This window comes from Lacinutrix venerupis, assembly GCF_001971745.1.
In the GTDB taxonomy this organism is placed as follows: domain Bacteria; phylum Bacteroidota; class Bacteroidia; order Flavobacteriales; family Flavobacteriaceae; genus Lacinutrix; species Lacinutrix venerupis.
Genome location: NZ_CP019352.1, coordinates 605,738 through 622,303 on the forward strand (window position 1 = coordinate 605,738; position 16,566 = coordinate 622,303).

Consider the following 16,566-nt stretch of genomic DNA (forward strand, 5'->3'; position numbering starts at 1 on the left):
TAAAATAGTACTAAACTAAAATTGTTATTTAATTTTATGTAAATATATATAATAGAGCTTTTTTTAGGTGTGAATTAATTTATTAAACATGTAAAGGATTATATCCTAAATATGGCACTTCTTTTTCATTAAAAATTATGCCGTATTCTTCAAGTTCTTTTAAGATAGGTTCGTAAACTTCTTTGTTTATTGGTCTTAAAACTCCAGGAGTAGTTATTTTATTATTTAGTATTGCCAATGTTGCAATGGCAACTGGTAAGCCAACTGTTTTAGACATAGCCGTATAGGTTTGGTCTTCGCCAAGAGCTACCATTGTTGCATCAATTTGGTGTTTTTTACCGTTTAATTCGTACCCGAATTTATGGTACATTACAATCATATCTTTATCTGTAGGCTCAAGTGTCCAACTATCCATTAGTATTTTTTGTAAAATTTGAGCAGGAGTAGCCTTATCTAGTTCAACCATTTTTTTTGCGCTGAAAATATCCAACTCAACAAATTTATCCCATATAATATCGTCTTGATCAATTTTTAATGCATGTCTAAATTTTAACTCTACAGAGTCTGTTGGGCTATAAGGTAAAAACGAATTTACAAAATCTCGGTAAGTCATATTCTTACTATCATCTATAGTATAACTATCATCAGTCATGCCTAAAGCAGCAAATACATTCCAAGCACGACTAAAGCCTACTCGTCTTATTGTTCCTCTATATAATGTTTTAACATCTTCAAGACCATAAATATCTTGATACTTTAAAGAGTCTCTATTTGCATAAGCTTCAAAACGACCAAAACCATCAACATCTAAAAACTCTGTTCTTCTAAACAATCTATTGTAAGGAATATATTTGTAAGTTCCTTCTTGTAAAAATTTAGCAGCACTTCCTTGTCCTGCAAGTACCACATTTCTTGGATTCCAAGTAAATTTGTAATTCCATAAATTATTATCACTTTCTGGAGCAACTAATCCACCTGTAAAAGATTCAAATAAAATTAATTTTCCGCCTTGCTCTTCTATACGGTCTATAACATGCATAGCGCTCATGTGGTCAATACCAGGATCTACTCCAATTTCGTTCATAAATATCAAGCCTTTATTTATTGCTTGTGTATTTAATGCTTGCATCTCATCGCTAACATAAGATGCAGTAACCATATTTTTATTATAAGTAATACAATCTTTAGCTACTTCAATGTGGTAACGAGCTGGTAGCATAGAAATAACAATATCTGCAGCTTTAACGGCTTCTACTCTAGATTTTTGATTAAAAACATCCAAGGCAATAGCAGTTGCATTTTTATGATTTCTTATAAGTTTGGAAGCATTTCCAATATTTAAATCTCCAACTGTAATATAAAGATTCTCGGTTTCAGATTTATCTAAAAGGTATTTTATTAAATAGGAAGCAGATTTTCCAGAACCAATAACTAAAATATTTCTCATATTATGGATTGTTAAGTATTTTTGAGTTTTAATGCGAATGTAATAAATTGAAGTGTTATTTAATCTTAAAATATAAATATATATGAATAAAAAGGTGTTAATTCTTGGTTCTGTTTTTGGTCTTTTAGCAGTTATAATTGGAGCTTTTGCAGCTCATGGTTTAAAACCTAAAATATCGCCTTCATCCTTTCAATCTTTTGAAACTGGAGTGCGTTATCAAATGTATCATGCTCTTTTTTTGTTATTTATAGGAGGATTTAATAGTATTTCAGAAAAAACAAAAAAATATATTTTTTACTTAATAGGCTTTGGTGTTTTATTTTTTTCTGGATCAATTTATTGTTTAGCAACAAATGGATTAACTGCAATTAATTTTAGCTCAATAGGTTTTATTACGCCAATTGGCGGGTTATTACTTATCTTGTCTTGGCTGCTTTTATTTATTGAATTTGTAAAAAAGACTGATAAATAATATATAATTTTATCAAAATCTCATATTTATGTGTAATTTTGCATATAAATTATAATATAAACTATGGTAACGCATACACAATCTATGAAAACGATTTCGTTAGAAAAGTACGGTATTAAGAATGCTACTGTTCGATATCAATTAAGTCCTAAAGAATTACAAGGAATTACAATCGAGAAAGATCAAGGTGTAGAAACAGCCAATGGAACACTTGCTGTAAATACAGGTGAATTTACTGGGCGATCTCCAATGGATCGTTTTATTGTAAAAGACAATATTACAAAAGACCGCGTTTGGTGGGGAGATATTAATATCCCTTTTGATGCTGATAAGTTTGATAAACTCTATAACAAGGTTGTAGATTATTTATCTGAAAAAGAGGTGTTTGTAAGAGATAGTTATGCTTGTGCAGACGAAGATTATAAACTAAATATTCGTGTTATAAACGAGTATCCTTGGAGCAACATGTTTGCGTATAATATGTTTTTACGTCCTACAGAAGCAGAGTTAGAAAACTTTAGTCCAGAGTGGACCATAGTAAATGCTCCAGGATTTATGGCAGTTGCAGAAGAAGATGGTACTAGACAACATAATTTTGCAATTTTAAATTTTGAAAAGAAAATAGCTTTAATTGGTGGTACTGGTTATACAGGAGAGATTAAAAAAGGAATATTTTCTGCTTTAAATTTTATACTTCCAGTATTTAAAAACACTTTACCAATGCACTGTAGTGCTAATGTAGGTAAAGATGGAGATACAGCAATTTTCTTTGGATTATCGGGTACAGGAAAAACTACATTATCTACAGATCCAGAAAGAAGCTTAATAGGTGATGATGAGCATGGTTGGACAGCAGAAAACACTGTGTTTAACTTTGAAGGCGGTTGTTATGCTAAAGTAATTAACCTTTCTCAAGAACAAGAACCAGAAATATTTGCAGCAATAAAAGAAGGTGCTATTCTTGAAAATGTAAAAATGAATGCAGAAGGAGAAGTAGATTTTGAAGATACTTCTATTACACAAAATACCCGTGTAAGTTACCCAATATATCATATCGAAAACATAAAAAAACCATCTATAGGTAAAAACCCAAAAAACATTTTCTTTTTAACAGCAGATGCTTTTGGTGTATTGCCTCCAATATCTAAATTAACACCAGCTCAAGCAGCATACCATTTTATTTCTGGATATACTGCAAAAGTAGCAGGAACAGAAGCAGGAGTAAAAGAACCACAACCTTCTTTTTCTGCTTGTTTTGGAGCGCCGTTTATGCCATTACATCCAACTAAATATGCCGAGATGTTAAGTAAAAAAATGCTTGAGGCAAATGTAAATGTTTGGTTAGTTAATACAGGATGGTCTGGTGGTGCATATGGTGTTGGAAAACGTATGAAATTAAAATACACTCGTGCCATGATTAATGCTGTTTTAAATGGTGATTTAGGCTTGTATAATTACGATGATTATCACATTCATTCTGTATTTGGTGTGGCACAACCTAGAACATGTCCTGGAGTACCAACCGAAGTATTGAGCCCGAGAGCAACTTGGAATGACGATAAAGCTTATTATGATACAGCATTTAAATTAGCCAATGCATTTAGAAAAAACTTTAAACAGTTTGAAGATAATGCAAGCGAAGAAATAAGACGTGGTGGACCGCAACGCTACGGTTACTAAAATAAATAATTATCTGCTAAACTAAAAAAGGCTTCTCTATTAATAGAGAAGCCTTTTTTTTAATCTATTTATAATTATAGAATATTATTTTTTATTAGCAGCAGTTATATATTTTTTTAAAGCCATTGTCATAGAAGGTGTTTCTGGAGTTGGAGCAGCAATATCTACTCTTAATCCTTTTGCTTCTACAGCTTTAATTGTTGTGTTACCAAATACTGCTATACGTGTGTCGTTTTGTTTAAAATCTGGGAAGTTATGAAATAATGAATCTATACCACTTGGGCTAAAAAACACTAATATATCATAAGTTACATTTTCTAAATCAGATAAGTCACTAATTACCGTTCTATAAAATACAGCTTCTTTCCAGTTTACACCTAGCTTGTTTAAAACTTCAGGTACTTCTGCTTTTAATTTATCTGCTGCAGGTAATAAAAATGATTCGTCTTTATACTTTTTAATTAATGGCGAAAGCTCTGTAAATGTACGTTTACCAACATATATTTTACGCTTTCTATATACCACATATTTTTGTAGATAGTATGCGACAGCTTCAGATTGACAAAAGTATTTCATGCTGTCTGGAACTTTAAAACGCATTTCTTCGGCCACTCTAAAAAAGTGATCCACGGCATTTCTACTTGTTAAAATAATAGCAGTAAACTTACTAAGATCAATTTTTTGTTGTCTTATTTCTTTAGATGGGACACCTTCAACATGAATAAACGGACGAAAATCTATTTTAACTTTCTGTCTTTCAGACAAGTCGAAATATGGCGAATTTTCAATTTTAGGTTCCGGTTGCGATACTAAAATGGTTTTCACTTTCATATTTTTAATAGCTTTTTTAGGCCTTATTGTAGCGTATATAACTTATACAAAACTAGATAAGGTGAAATTTCGAGTGCGCAAAGGTACAAAATAAAATAGAACCAATTCCTTTTTATTTTTTTTAGATTATTTTTTATAAATAATAATATGCCATAGCTGTTTATTATTAATAAAATTATAACAAATAAAGTGGTGTTAAAATACGTTGGTTGCCACGAATAAATTAAAATAGCATTTATAGCAATTAATAGTAATCCTATAAAATTTTTATAACTTACTTTTTGAAAAATATAGCTTTCTATTATAGTATCTATACTAAGAATACTGCCTATTAAACGCTCTAATAAAATTTTAATAAGTAATAAAGCGCCAATACCAAAAGCTAATTTTGGAGGTAATAAATAATTAGATTCTACTATGTTTACGTTTAAGTTAAAACATAGTAAACAAAATATAGACAGGCCAAGTATAAGATTAATAAAAAGGAGTCCTTCAAACAAATCAAAAAACTTTTGTTCTCTAGAATACACTTTTAAATAGCGAAAGTTTACTAATAACGATAAAAAATCGTAAAATCTTTTAGGAAACAAAAATTTAGCTATAGCAACTATAATTAAGCAAATTACTAATAGTATTGTATATAATTCAGTAGAAAGGACTTCTCTTAACATGCTGTAAAATTATTATAAAATTCTTAAGGAGTCACATCATTTATTAAGAAATATTTATAAAAAACTAACTCCCAAATATGTACATTTGTCTCAAATTAAAAGCAGGAAATGCAAGACGCTGTTGTAATTATACCAACTTATAATGAAATTGAAAATATAGAATCTATTATAGAGGCTGTGTTTAAGCAAGAAAAAGCATTTCATGTTTTGGTTGTAGACGATAATTCTCCAGATGGCACAGCTAAAAAAGTAAAGGAACTCCAGCAAAAATATTCTAATTCTTTATTCTTAGAGGTTAGAAATAAAAAATCTGGTTTAGGTACTGCATATATTCATGGTTTTAAATGGTGTTTACAAAGAGACTATCAATACATTTTTGAAATGGATGCCGATTTCTCTCATAACCCAAAGGATTTAATAAGGTTGTACAACGCTTGTTATACTAACGGAGCAGATATAAGCATTGGTTCACGATATGTAAAAGGAGTTAATGTTGTAAACTGGCCTTTAAGTAGAATTATCTTATCTTATGGAGCATCAATGTATGTTAGACTAATTACAGGAATGCGAATTAAAGATAGCACCGCTGGATTTATATGTTACCAAAGAGAAGTGTTAGAAAATATAAATTTAGACGATATTAAATTTATAGGTTATGCATTTCAAATTGAAATGAAATTTAAAGCCTATTTAAAACATTTTAAAATTGTTGAAGTACCAGTTATTTTTACAGATAGAACAAAAGGGCAGTCTAAATTAAGTACCGGTATTATTTCAGAGGCCATATTTGGAGTAATATCAATGAAGTTAAAAAGTTTATTCAATAAATAATAAAATGAGCAATAAAATAACACTTATTAAAAACGCCAAGATTGTAAACGAAGGCACCATTTTTAATGGAGATATACTAATAGAAGGTGAGTTTATTACCCAAATAGATACCTCTATAAGTGCTAAGTCGGCAGATGTAAATGTGTTTGATGCAGAAGGCAAATATGTACTTCCAGGAATGATAGACGATCAAGTTCATTTTAGAGAACCAGGTTTAACACATAAAGCAAATATAGAAACAGAGTCTCGTGCAGCCATTGCAGGTGGTATTACTTCGTTTATAGAAATGCCAAATACCAATCCGCAAACCACAACTATAGAGAAACTTAACGATAAATTCGCTATTGCAAAAGAAACAGCTTATGCTAACTATTCTTTTATGTTTGGTGGCACAAACGATAATTTAGACGAAATTTTAAAAGTAGATCCTAAGCAAGTTGCAGGACTAAAATTATTTTTAGGTTCTTCTACAGGAAATATGTTAGTAGATAATCCAGAAGTGATAGAAAAAATATTTTCTAGCACAAATTTGTTAATCTCTGTACACTGTGAAGACGAAGCAACAATTAAAGCTAATACCGAGATTTATAAAGAACGTTACGGTGACGATATACCAGTAAATTTACATCCAATTATTAGGAGCGAAGAAGCTTGTTATTTATCATCTTCTAAAGCTATTGAACTGGCTAAAAAAACAGGAGCAAGATTACACGTTTTTCATCTTTCAACAGGAAAAGAAACGGCTCTTTTTACAAATAAAATACCTTTAAAAGATAAAAAAATTACTGCCGAAGTTTGTATCCATCATTTATGGTTTAGCGATAAAGATTACGATGAAAAAGGCACTTTAATAAAGTGGAATCCAGCGGTAAAAACAGAAAAAGATAAAGAACAATTATTAAAAGCATTGTTAGACGACAGAATAGATGTAATAGCAACAGACCATGCACCACACACTATTGAAGAAAAAAATAATGTGTATACAAAAGCACCTTCTGGAGGACCATTAGTACAACACGCTTTACCTGCTTTGTTAGAAATGCACCATCGTGGCCAAATTTCTATAGAAAAGATTGTAGAAAAAACGGCTCATAATCCTGCTATTTTATTTGAAGTTGAAAAACGTGGCTATGTAAAAGAAGGCTATTATGCAGATTTAGTAGTAGTAGATTTAAACAATCCTTGGACAGTTAAAAAAGACAATATTTTATATAAATGTGGTTGGTCTCCTTTTGAAGGTACAACATTTAAATCTCGTATAACACATACCTTTGTAAATGGAGGTTTAGCATACAAAAACTTTAAGTTTTACGATGCTAAATATGCAAAACAACTAACTTTTAATAGGTAAAATAACGGTTATGAAAATAAATCACTTGTTATTTTTGCTAGTATTTTTAACGTTGAGCTCTTGTTTTAATGTTGAAAAACCCGAAAAGCCAAAAAACCTTATCACAGAAGATAATATGGTAAATATCTTGGTAGATATGGCAATTATGTCTTCGGCAAAAGGAGTAAATAAGAGTAAAATTGAAAAAAATGGCATTGTTCCAGACCAATACATTTACGATAAAAATAATACCGATAGTCTAACATTTGCAGAGAGCAATGCCTATTATGCATACGATATAAAGAAATACGATATTATTTATAATCGTGTAAAAGATAGTTTAACAGCAATAAGGGAAGGCTATAAAGAAATTCTTGAAAAAGAAAAAGCAGAAAAAAAGATTAAAGATTCTATTAAAAATGCTAAAGCTAAAATAGAAAAAGGAAAGAACTTAAATAATAAGCAATTAAAGTCTTTAAACGCTACTAAATTAATACCTAAAAAAATTACAGATTAATTTCTATTTAAATAAACTTCACATGTTTTTTCTATCTAATTATAGGTGTTGTCAATATGTAAATTAAACACAAATTAAATGAAAATTAAATCTCTTTTTATATTTATAACTTTTTGGTTTGCATTTTCTTGCGTAACACATCTGCCCTTTTCTAGTGCAAAAAGTAAAAGAGAGTCTATTAAAAACATTAAGGATTATATTCATTTTAATAAGAATGAATTTAATAGTATCAAAAACAACGACTCTATTCTCTATGAAATGTCCTTATCTATAGAAAAAGAAATAGATCCAAAATTAATAGAAAGACGTTTAGATTCTTTTCTATTAAATAGTTATAGTAAAAAAGAGTTTTTACATATGTTAAAACTGGATAGGGTAGGTAATGGCTGGGTTTTTGAACTTGATCGTAATGCAAGTGAAAGTAAACTTTTAAAAATTGATTCTTATGATGAATTAGAAATGGTTTTAAAGAAAATTGATAATGGGTTTAGTGGAGAAAATATAATTAAAGTTAAATCTGATACTTTAAGCCCAAAAGATTAGAAATTTGATAACCAATTTAGTCTCAAACCTTAATTTAAGTTTTTGAGGCTTTTATCTTCCAAATACAACTCACAAGTCCTTTCTATTTCATCTTCCAAATTAGAATATTCAAAATCTACAAACTCTTTAATTTTATTACCACTAAATTGGGAATCTGAAAGTAAAGAATCTACTAGTTGTTTAGTGAGTATTCTGCGTTTGCCAGTAATTTTATGTTTTAACCAATCTAATCTCCAACCTATTTGTAGCAGCCACTTTTTAGCTTCCTTTTTAGGAGGTTTAACATTTAAAGTATTAGCACAAATAGTCAAGAATTTTTTATAACTCCAGTTGTTAGAGACTAAAATAAAACGTTCGTTTTTAACTTTGCTTTGCATTAATAAAAAAATAGCATTTACCACATCGTTTACAGCAACATAACCTACACTACCTTTTGTGTAATATTTTAAACCTTTATGTATAGTTTTAATAATAGAGCCACTGCCATATTTCCAAATTCCAGGACCAATAATAACACCAGGATTTACAATTACAGCATCTATACCTTCTTGTGTACCACGCCAAACTTCTAGTTCTGCGCCATATTTTGTTATAGCATAAACACTATTGTCTGCTTCTGGATTCCATTCTGTATCTTCGTTAATAATCTCATTAGGTTTAGCTTCACCAATAGCAGCAATAGAACTTATATAACATAGTTTAGTTATGTTATTTGCAATGCAAAAATTAACAATATTAGCAGTGCCTTCAATATTTGTTTTTTTAAGTAAATTAAATTTATCGGGTTCAAACGATACAAATGCAGCACAATGGTAAACATGTGTAATATCTTTAAACGCATCGGTTAATAAAGGAATGTCGTTTAAATCTGCCTTTACCCAATCTATACTATTAAAAAGAGCTTCAACATTATTAGAATAATAAGAAAAAATACGTTTTACAGTTTCAAACTTTTTTTCATTTCTATAAATAGCACGAACACTATGCTTTTCATTTAACAATTTAAAAAGCAAATGTGCGCCTACAAAACCAGTTCCTCCAGTAACTAAAATCATACTTCGAAGGTAATAAATATTCAATATTGTAAGTTAATTATATAGCTATTTTTATCTTTGCGACTTAATATTTATAATTAATTAAAAAATGGCTAATACATTTGTAGAAGAATTACGTTGGAGAGGTATGTTGCACGACATCATGCCAGGAACAGAAGAGCAATTAAATAAGGAAATGACCACTGCATATATTGGTTTCGATCCTACAAGCGACTCTCTACATATTGGTAGTTTAGTGCCAATTATTTTATTAGTTCACTTAGAAAAAGCAGGACATAAGCCTGTGGCTTTAGTAGGAGGTGCAACTGGAATGATTGGAGATCCTTCTGGAAAAAGTGACGAACGTAACTTATTAGATGAAGTCGCATTAGCTCACAATGTTGCAGGAATAAAAAGTGTTTTATCTCGTTTTTTAGACTTTGAATCTTCTAATAAAAATGCACCGGTTTTAGTTAATAACTACGACTGGATGAAAGACTTTAGTTTTATAGATTTTGCACGTGATGTTGGAAAACGTATTACAGTAAATTATATGATGGCTAAAGACTCAGTTAAAAAACGTTTTTCTGGAGAAGAAGGAAGTGTTGGTATGAGCTTTACAGAGTTTACATACCAGTTAATTCAAGGTTATGATTTTCACCATTTATACAAAACCATGGATTGTAAATTACAAATGGGAGGTAGCGACCAATGGGGAAACATTACTACGGGAACAGAACTTGTAAGACGTATGCATGAAGGTGAAGACCAAGCAAAAGCATATGCAATGACGTGTCCATTAATAACTAAAGCAGATGGCTCTAAATTTGGAAAAAGTGAAGGTGGAAACATTTGGTTAGATAAAGACAAAACATCGGTTTATAAATTTTACCAATTTTGGTTAAACACTACAGATGTTGATGCCGAAAAGTATATAAAAATCTTTACTTTTTTATCAAAAAATGAAATTGAAGATTTAATAAAAGAACATAAAGAAACACCACACTTACGTTTATTGCAAAAACGTTTAGCAAAAGAGGTAACTATATTTGTACACTCTGAAAACGATTTTTTAAATGCTGAAAAAGCTTCTGGAATATTATTTAGTAAAACTTTTAACGAAGATATTAGAACGCTGGACGAAAGCTTGTTTTTAGATGTTTTTGAAGGTGTCTCTCAAGCCGAAGTATCTAAAGCAGATTTAGAAGAAGGATTAGATATGATTGCTGCATTAGCTGCAAAAACTAATTTTTTAGCAAGTAATGGTGAAGCAAGACGCGCATTAAAAGAGAACTCTATTTCTGTAAATAAAGAAAAAGTAAACGATACTTATTTAATTACCAATAAAGATTTAATTAATGGTAAGTATGTAGTGTTAAATAAAGGAAAGAAAAACACTTATATTATTAAAGTAGTATAGTTGTATTTATTTAATTAAAAAGTTAAAACCTCATTATCTATCTAGTAATGAGGTTTTTTTATAACACTTAAAATAAAAGAAGCCCGATTGCAAAGCTGCAAACGGACTCCTAAAAATTAGTCAACCAACTAAAACTAATTTCTCTTTTTCATAACTATTAATCTTTTTTATAACCAATAGTTCTCCAACTTTGGTCGGCTTTTTTTATTAAACCTTTCACATCTTTTTTTTGCCACTTTTTTAAGGTGTTTACAAAGACCGAATTGTAGAATAAATAAAGTTTACCATCCCTAATTTCAAAGGTTTCTGGATCTATTGATACTTTCTCTCCTTTTTCTGCAATAGCATAAGCACAATAACCACCATATTGCGGAATGTATTTATCTGGGTTTGCTTTAAAAGTGTCTAAATGGGCTTGAGATTCAAATTTAAATTGTGCGCCGTCGTAGTTAGTAGTAAAACTATTATTACCTTCTTTTGGATTGTTATTAAAATAAGAAACAACGTCGTAACCTTCAGCAACAAAACCGTTTTTAGTATTGTAATCGGTTTGAGCCTGTGCTGTTATTATTCCAAATAAAAAAAGATAAAGCATATATTTCATAATCTGTTTGTCGAAATATATACGAAAACTTTACAAGTGTGGTTTTGTTAAAGTTATCTATTACAAGACCATAAGATTACAACCTCTAATATCGCTAGAATCAAATCGTCCAATAATTTCAAAACTACCATTATTATTTACACGTCCTAAATCTTGAGTAGCAATAAAAGAACAAGAATTAATATTTGCTAAATCTATAACATTAATACCTCCTGTCTTTCCAGTGTTTTGTATGGTTAATGCATCTTCTGTGTCGCGAGTAATAATTCGCATCCAATTAGGGCAATTAAAAACACCATGCCCTTTAGAATAAGCTTGGCTTAAAAGCTCGGTCATACCATATTCACTATGTATTGCGTTTACACCAAAGCCTTGTTTTAAAATGCTATGTAACTCCTCTCTAATAAGTTCTTTTCTTCTGCCCTTCATACCTCCGGTTTCCATAATAATGGTATTGTTGAGGTTAAATGTATTGCTTTCAATTAAATCTAATAAAGCAAACGATACGCCAATAAGTAGTACCTTTTTGCCTGCTGCATCTAAGCGTTTTAAGGTTGTACTTAAAGCAGAAAGATTATCTAAGTAAAAACCACTTTCGGTATGTTTAGAGTCTTTAATTAAGCTGTCTACCATGTAAATTAAAGAAGAACCTTCGCGCTCTAAATAACTAGGTAGTAATGCTAGTACAACATAGTTTTCTATAGGACCATAAAAGGTTTCAAATGCTTTGTTAAAACTATCCTCGTAAACCTTTAAATCTGTAATGTAATGCTTACTAGTTACGCTTCCAGTGGTTCCGCTACTGCTAAATGTTTTTTTTATAGTTTTTTGGGAACTTATTACTTGATGCGATTTAAAAAATTGAATAGGAAGAAACGGGATCTCTTCAACTGTTTTTATATCGCTTGGGTTTTTGTACAATAAATCACAAAACGAACGATAAACAGGATTGTTTTCAAACTGAAATTTAAACACTTGCAAAGCTAAAGTGTTAAACTGTGCTTCGGTTTTAATATTAAAAATTTGGTTTGTGTCTATCATTATTCAAATTGAAAAACAAAAGTAAATAAAAAGAGCGTTACCATTGGTAACGCTCTTTTAAAAAGTATAAAAACTGTAATTATTTAATTACTAATTTTTTTGTTGTTACTGTATTACCTTGAGATAATCTTACAGCATAAACACCAGCTTTAAGAGAAGATACGTTTAAACGCTCTGCAGTTAAAGTAGTATTAATAACTTGCTTTCCTAAAATATCGTAAACAGCAACTTGTGTTGTTTCGTTATTACTTGTTTTAATGTTTACAAAACCATTAGTTGTTGGGTTTGGAAACATAGAAAAAGTTGCTTTTTCAACGTCTTGAGTTGAAAGAGTAGGATCTGTAACTTGTAAGTTGTCTATGTATATTACTGATGATCCATCAAAACCTGAAACATCATAAAAACGCAAACCAACTTCTATAACTCCATCTGAAGAAGGAGTTATCATTGTAGTTATAGTTTGCCAAGAATCTGTTATTGTTGGGTCAGAATAGTTTTCGTAGTCATCAATGTATAATCTTGCTCTAGCATCATTATCACCAGATGGATGGTAAATGTCTACAGAATATGTGTATTCAACACCTCCTGTTACATTTATACTTTGTCTGAAATCAGTATTAGCTTGAGCTGCAGTGTTTACTGTTATTTTTAAAGACTTTGTACCTTCATTAATAATAACTGTTTCTTCTTCTGTTGTAATTCCAGAATCTATTAGAGTCCAGCTATCAGGAGTACTTCCAGTAAAAGATTCAAAATCGCCGTTTACAACGATACTTTGGCTAATGCCAAAGAAAGGGATTAGTGTTAAAGCTAAAAAGTAAATTTTTTTCATAATTGTTATTTTAAGTTAGGCAGCGAATTTAAATAAAAAAAAAAGGCCGATAAATAATTATCAGCCTTTTAACAATAAGTTAATATTGGGTGTTATTTAACAACTAATTTTTTAGTCATTGTTGCACCGTTTTGGTTTAATTTTAAAATGTAAACTCCAGTGTTTAAACTAGAAACGTTTAAAGTATTGTTGTTTACGTTTTGAGATAATACTTGTTTACCTAAAATATCGAAAACAGTTACAGTAATAGCTTCGTTAGAAGTTGTTGTAATGTTTACAAATCCTGTGTTTGTAGGATTTGGATAGATTGAGAAGTTAGCATTATTAAAAGTATCTACAGATAAAGTACCGTCGTTATTTACACCAGGTGAAAATAAAACAGGATTAGCAGAAATTGTACTATGGTCTACAAAAGCACCAGTAAAGTCTGGACTTCTACCAATAGATTGGTTGTTTCCTGCTGCAGTATAAACTTCTACTAATACATCAACACCGTTATTATTAGTAATTGTAATAGTATCGCCACCATTGTTAAGTCCTAAACCACCTGTAGAAGCTACTTGAGCAGTAGATTGGATTCCTGTTGGTATTCCACCTCCAAATACAACTATAAAGCTGTTTGGTGCTAAAATTGTACCTGTAGGGAATACGTGTCTGTCTGATGCTCCATCGGCAATAGTATAATCGCTTAAATCTATAGGTGTTACTCCTGTATTGTAAATTTCAATAAATTCATCATCAGATGTGTCTACTACACCGTCTCCATTTGCATCTCCTGCTGTAGCGTCTGGATCTGCATTTATTTCGTTAATTACTAAAAATACTGGATCACAGTTTGAAGCAGCAATTGTACCAGAAACAGTTGTAGCATCGCAATCGCCACCGTTAATGGTTAAGTCCCAAGCATCACCTTCATTTAATCCAGTAATTGTAATAACACCATCTGCAACAGTAGCAGGATCATCTCCAGCTATAGTTCCTGTAGATGTTGTAGATAAAGAGGTAATTGTAGCATCTGTTCCAGTATAAGGAATTTCAACAGTAACACCATCGTTATTATCTCCAGCAGTGTTAGTTGCACATGTATAAGTTTCAGTTTGTAAAATAACATCGCAAACTGCACAGTTAGATGTTGGTCTAGTTCCTAATGTTGGGCATGCTCCAAAAGCATTTAAAGCTACATTGCTTAAATCCCATCCAGAGTAACCGTCTGCTCCATCGTCATTATATTCTATACTTACAAACACATCTGTACCAGTGGCAGCAGATAAGTCTATACTATAAGTTCCTGCATCTGTAATAGTTTGTGCAGTTGTCCATGTTGTAGAAGAAGGACATCCAGTGTAATTGCTTGTATATTTAATATTTAAATCTGTAACTCCAAAAGCTTCAGTAGCATCAAATGCTAAAGCTAGGTCTGTAACACCAGTCATGTCTAAAGGACCAAATACCATCCAAGCTTCAATAGCTTCTGCACATCCGCTACCGCAATATGCATTTAAACTGTAAGTTCCAGCGTTAAGTTCCCATTGGTCTCCAGCTGTATTTGGTACAACAGTAACAATTTCAAAAGTTTCAGCACCATTGCTTATATCAAAACAAGTAGTTGGTACTGGGTCACATAATGCAGCGTCAACAGTTCCAGATGTAGAAATTGCACCACAATCACCTCCAACTAAAGCAACATCCCAAGCATCACCTTCAGATAAACCAGTTATTGTAATAATTCCATTAGCAACAGTTGCAGGATTATCTCCTCCAATAGTTCCTGTAGAGGTTGTAGTTACACTAGTTATTGCTGCATCAGATCCTGTATAAGGAATTTCAATAGTTACAGAGTCGTTATTATCGCCACCAGTATTAGTATTACAAGTGTATGTTGCAGCATTTAATGCTACTCCACATGCTGTAGAGAATCCAGTCCAAGTAATATCATCAATAGTAACTTGACCATCACTATTATTTACACTAATAAATTTTATAACAGCATTATTAGGCTCGTTTACTGTAATACTTCCAGAGTTATATACGTTTGCATCTGAAGAAGTTACATTCCCGACAACAACATCATTAACAAGAATATTAAGGTTTACTGCTGTACTAAATGCTCTTTGATAGTTAAAGCTAATTGTTCCAATACCACCAGTGATTACTCCAGAAGTAAGTTCTGCTTGAGGTGTTCTGTTTCTACCTAACATTAAAGATTTTCCTGTAATACTTTGGTCTCCTCTTGATTGTACGTAAGTCCATGTAGAGCCATCGTTTCCAGTAAAAGTTCCATTTGCATAAGAACTTCCTGTTTCGGCAAAGTTGTCAAATGTTTCAGTTCCTTGTCCAAAAGAAACAGAAGTCATTAAAATAGTTAATAATAAAAAGTAAATTTTTTTCATAATTGTTTTATTAAATTTAGAAAACAAATATACTAATTTTAAAGCATCCATTTCTAATTTCTATTTAGCTTTAAAAGGTTATTTAACTATAAGATAACATTTTAACTTATTATATGGTGTTGTTTTGTTTGGGTAACAAGTGTTTAAATTTTTAATATTAACTTATCGTTATTATTTTTGTTTTAAAGTTAACTTATTTGATTAATCTTATCTTTACCACATAGAAATGTAAAATTAAAATGAATAAAAAAGACATTAAAATACTTCTAGTAGACGATGAGCCAGATATTTTAGAAATTGTTGGTTATAATTTATCTCAAGAAGGTTATCAGGTAACTACGGCAAGTAATGGAATAGAAGGTGTAGCTTTAGCAAAAAGCGAAAAACCACAACTTATTATTCTAGATGTAATGATGCCAAAAATGGATGGGATTGAAACTTGCGAGCAAATAAGGAAGTTGCCAGAATTAAAAAATTCATTAATTACTTTTTTAACAGCTAGAGGAGAAGATTATTCTCAAGTAGCCGGTTTCGATGCTGGTGCAGACGATTATATTACAAAACCTATTAAGCCAAAAGTGCTAGTAAGTAAAGTAAAAGCATTACTTAGACGTTTAAAAACTGAAGAAGAAAGTGCGCCTGTTGTTACCATTGGAGATATTGTAATTAATAGAGAAGAGTATAAAATTTCTGTAAAAGGAAAAGAGGTAATTTTGCCTAGAAAAGAATTTGAATTATTATCTTTATTGGCATCAAAACCAGGTAAAGTTTTTAAAAGAGAAGATATTCTTGATGAAGTTTGGGGAAATGAAGTTGTTGTTGGAGGTAGAACAATAGATGTTCATATTAGAAAACTGAGAGAGAAAATTGGAAATAAATCTTTTAAAACTGTAAAAGGTGTTGGTTATAAATTTGTAGAGTAA

General features: G+C 30.8%; 16 protein-coding genes. 8 read left to right on the top strand and 8 right to left on the bottom strand.

What is annotated here, in order from left to right; translation table 11 throughout:
- Nucleotides 1-82: 82 nt before the first annotated feature.
- Nucleotides 83-1,447: a saccharopine dehydrogenase family protein gene (locus tag BWR22_RS02650; protein ID WP_076731890.1), complete on the bottom strand. Its 1,365-nt coding sequence runs from the start codon at nt 1,445-1,447 to the stop codon at nt 83-85.
- Nucleotides 1,448-1,529: 82 nt separating this feature from the next.
- On the opposite strand from BWR22_RS02650, the gene BWR22_RS02655 reads away from it, so the two are divergent.
- Both BWR22_RS02655 and pckA read left to right on the top strand, forming a co-directional pair.
- Nucleotides 1,530-1,919, top strand: coding sequence for a DUF423 domain-containing protein (locus BWR22_RS02655; RefSeq protein ID WP_076731891.1), 390 nt, complete (start codon nt 1,530-1,532; stop codon nt 1,917-1,919).
- A gap of 63 nt (nt 1,920-1,982) precedes the next feature.
- Nucleotides 1,983-3,599 (top strand): phosphoenolpyruvate carboxykinase (ATP), encoded by a 1,617-nt coding sequence (gene pckA, locus BWR22_RS02660; RefSeq protein ID WP_076731892.1) that lies wholly within the window; start codon nt 1,983-1,985, stop codon nt 3,597-3,599.
- An 84-nt stretch (nt 3,600-3,683) separates the two neighbouring features.
- Here pckA and BWR22_RS02665 read toward each other — a convergent pair whose 3' ends face one another.
- Both BWR22_RS02665 and BWR22_RS02670 read right to left on the bottom strand, forming a co-directional pair.
- Nucleotides 3,684-4,430 carry a uroporphyrinogen-III synthase gene (locus tag BWR22_RS02665; RefSeq protein WP_076731893.1) on the bottom strand — a complete coding sequence of 249 codons (747 nt, stop codon included), beginning with the start codon at nt 4,428-4,430 and terminating at the stop codon, nt 3,684-3,686.
- A gap of 23 nt (nt 4,431-4,453) precedes the next feature.
- Entirely contained in the window at nt 4,454-5,101 is a 648-nt protein-coding gene (locus BWR22_RS02670; protein WP_076731894.1) for a DUF4271 domain-containing protein, read from the bottom strand.
- Nucleotides 5,102-5,209: 108 nt separating this feature from the next.
- Here BWR22_RS02670 and BWR22_RS02675 point away from each other — a divergent pair, with 108 nt between their 5' ends.
- From BWR22_RS02675 to BWR22_RS02690, 4 genes are all read left to right on the top strand, one after another.
- Nucleotides 5,210-5,932, top strand: coding sequence for a polyprenol monophosphomannose synthase (locus BWR22_RS02675; protein ID WP_076731895.1), 723 nt, complete (start codon nt 5,210-5,212; stop codon nt 5,930-5,932).
- Nucleotides 5,933-5,936: 4 nt separating this feature from the next.
- Nucleotides 5,937-7,283, top strand: coding sequence for a dihydroorotase (locus BWR22_RS02680; protein ID WP_076731896.1), 1,347 nt, complete (start codon nt 5,937-5,939; stop codon nt 7,281-7,283).
- A gap of 10 nt (nt 7,284-7,293) precedes the next feature.
- Nucleotides 7,294-7,779 (top strand): DUF4296 domain-containing protein, encoded by a 486-nt coding sequence (locus BWR22_RS02685; protein WP_083678189.1) that lies wholly within the window; start codon nt 7,294-7,296, stop codon nt 7,777-7,779.
- Nucleotides 7,780-7,857: 78 nt separating this feature from the next.
- Nucleotides 7,858-8,322 (top strand): hypothetical protein, encoded by a 465-nt coding sequence (locus BWR22_RS02690; protein WP_076731898.1) that lies wholly within the window; start codon nt 7,858-7,860, stop codon nt 8,320-8,322.
- A gap of 29 nt (nt 8,323-8,351) precedes the next feature.
- On the opposite strand, the gene BWR22_RS02695 is transcribed toward BWR22_RS02690, so the two are convergent.
- The gene (locus BWR22_RS02695; protein WP_076731899.1) at nt 8,352-9,377 is read right to left on the bottom strand and encodes an NAD-dependent epimerase/dehydratase family protein; all 1,026 of its coding nucleotides are present in this window, start codon (nt 9,375-9,377) and stop codon (nt 8,352-8,354) included.
- Nucleotides 9,378-9,465: 88 nt separating this feature from the next.
- On the opposite strand from BWR22_RS02695, the gene tyrS reads away from it, so the two are divergent.
- On the top strand, nt 9,466-10,776 hold the full coding sequence (tyrS, locus tag BWR22_RS02700) for a tyrosine--tRNA ligase (protein ID WP_076731900.1): 1,311 nt from the start codon (nt 9,466-9,468) through the stop codon (nt 10,774-10,776).
- A gap of 157 nt (nt 10,777-10,933) precedes the next feature.
- Here tyrS and BWR22_RS02705 read toward each other — a convergent pair whose 3' ends face one another.
- The 4 genes from BWR22_RS02705 to BWR22_RS02720 all read right to left on the bottom strand — a co-directional run bounded on the left by BWR22_RS02705 (nt 10,934) and on the right by BWR22_RS02720 (nt 15,643).
- Nucleotides 10,934-11,371, bottom strand: a complete 438-nt coding sequence (locus BWR22_RS02705; RefSeq protein WP_317042535.1) for a YHS domain-containing (seleno)protein — start codon at nt 11,369-11,371, stop codon at nt 10,934-10,936.
- Between the two features lie 69 nt (nt 11,372-11,440).
- Entirely contained in the window at nt 11,441-12,421 is a 981-nt protein-coding gene (locus BWR22_RS02710; protein WP_076731902.1) for a LuxE/PaaK family acyltransferase, read from the bottom strand.
- Nucleotides 12,422-12,500: 79 nt separating this feature from the next.
- Nucleotides 12,501-13,253, bottom strand: a complete 753-nt coding sequence (locus tag BWR22_RS02715) for a T9SS type A sorting domain-containing protein (RefSeq protein WP_076731903.1) — start codon at nt 13,251-13,253, stop codon at nt 12,501-12,503.
- Nucleotides 13,254-13,345: 92 nt separating this feature from the next.
- On the bottom strand, nt 13,346-15,643 hold the full coding sequence (locus BWR22_RS02720; RefSeq protein ID WP_198033387.1) for a lamin tail domain-containing protein: 2,298 nt from the start codon (nt 15,641-15,643) through the stop codon (nt 13,346-13,348).
- Between the two features lie 239 nt (nt 15,644-15,882).
- Here BWR22_RS02720 and BWR22_RS02725 point away from each other — a divergent pair, with 239 nt between their 5' ends.
- A complete protein-coding gene (locus BWR22_RS02725; protein ID WP_076731905.1) occupies nt 15,883-16,566 on the top strand; it encodes a response regulator transcription factor in 684 nt (227 codons plus the stop codon).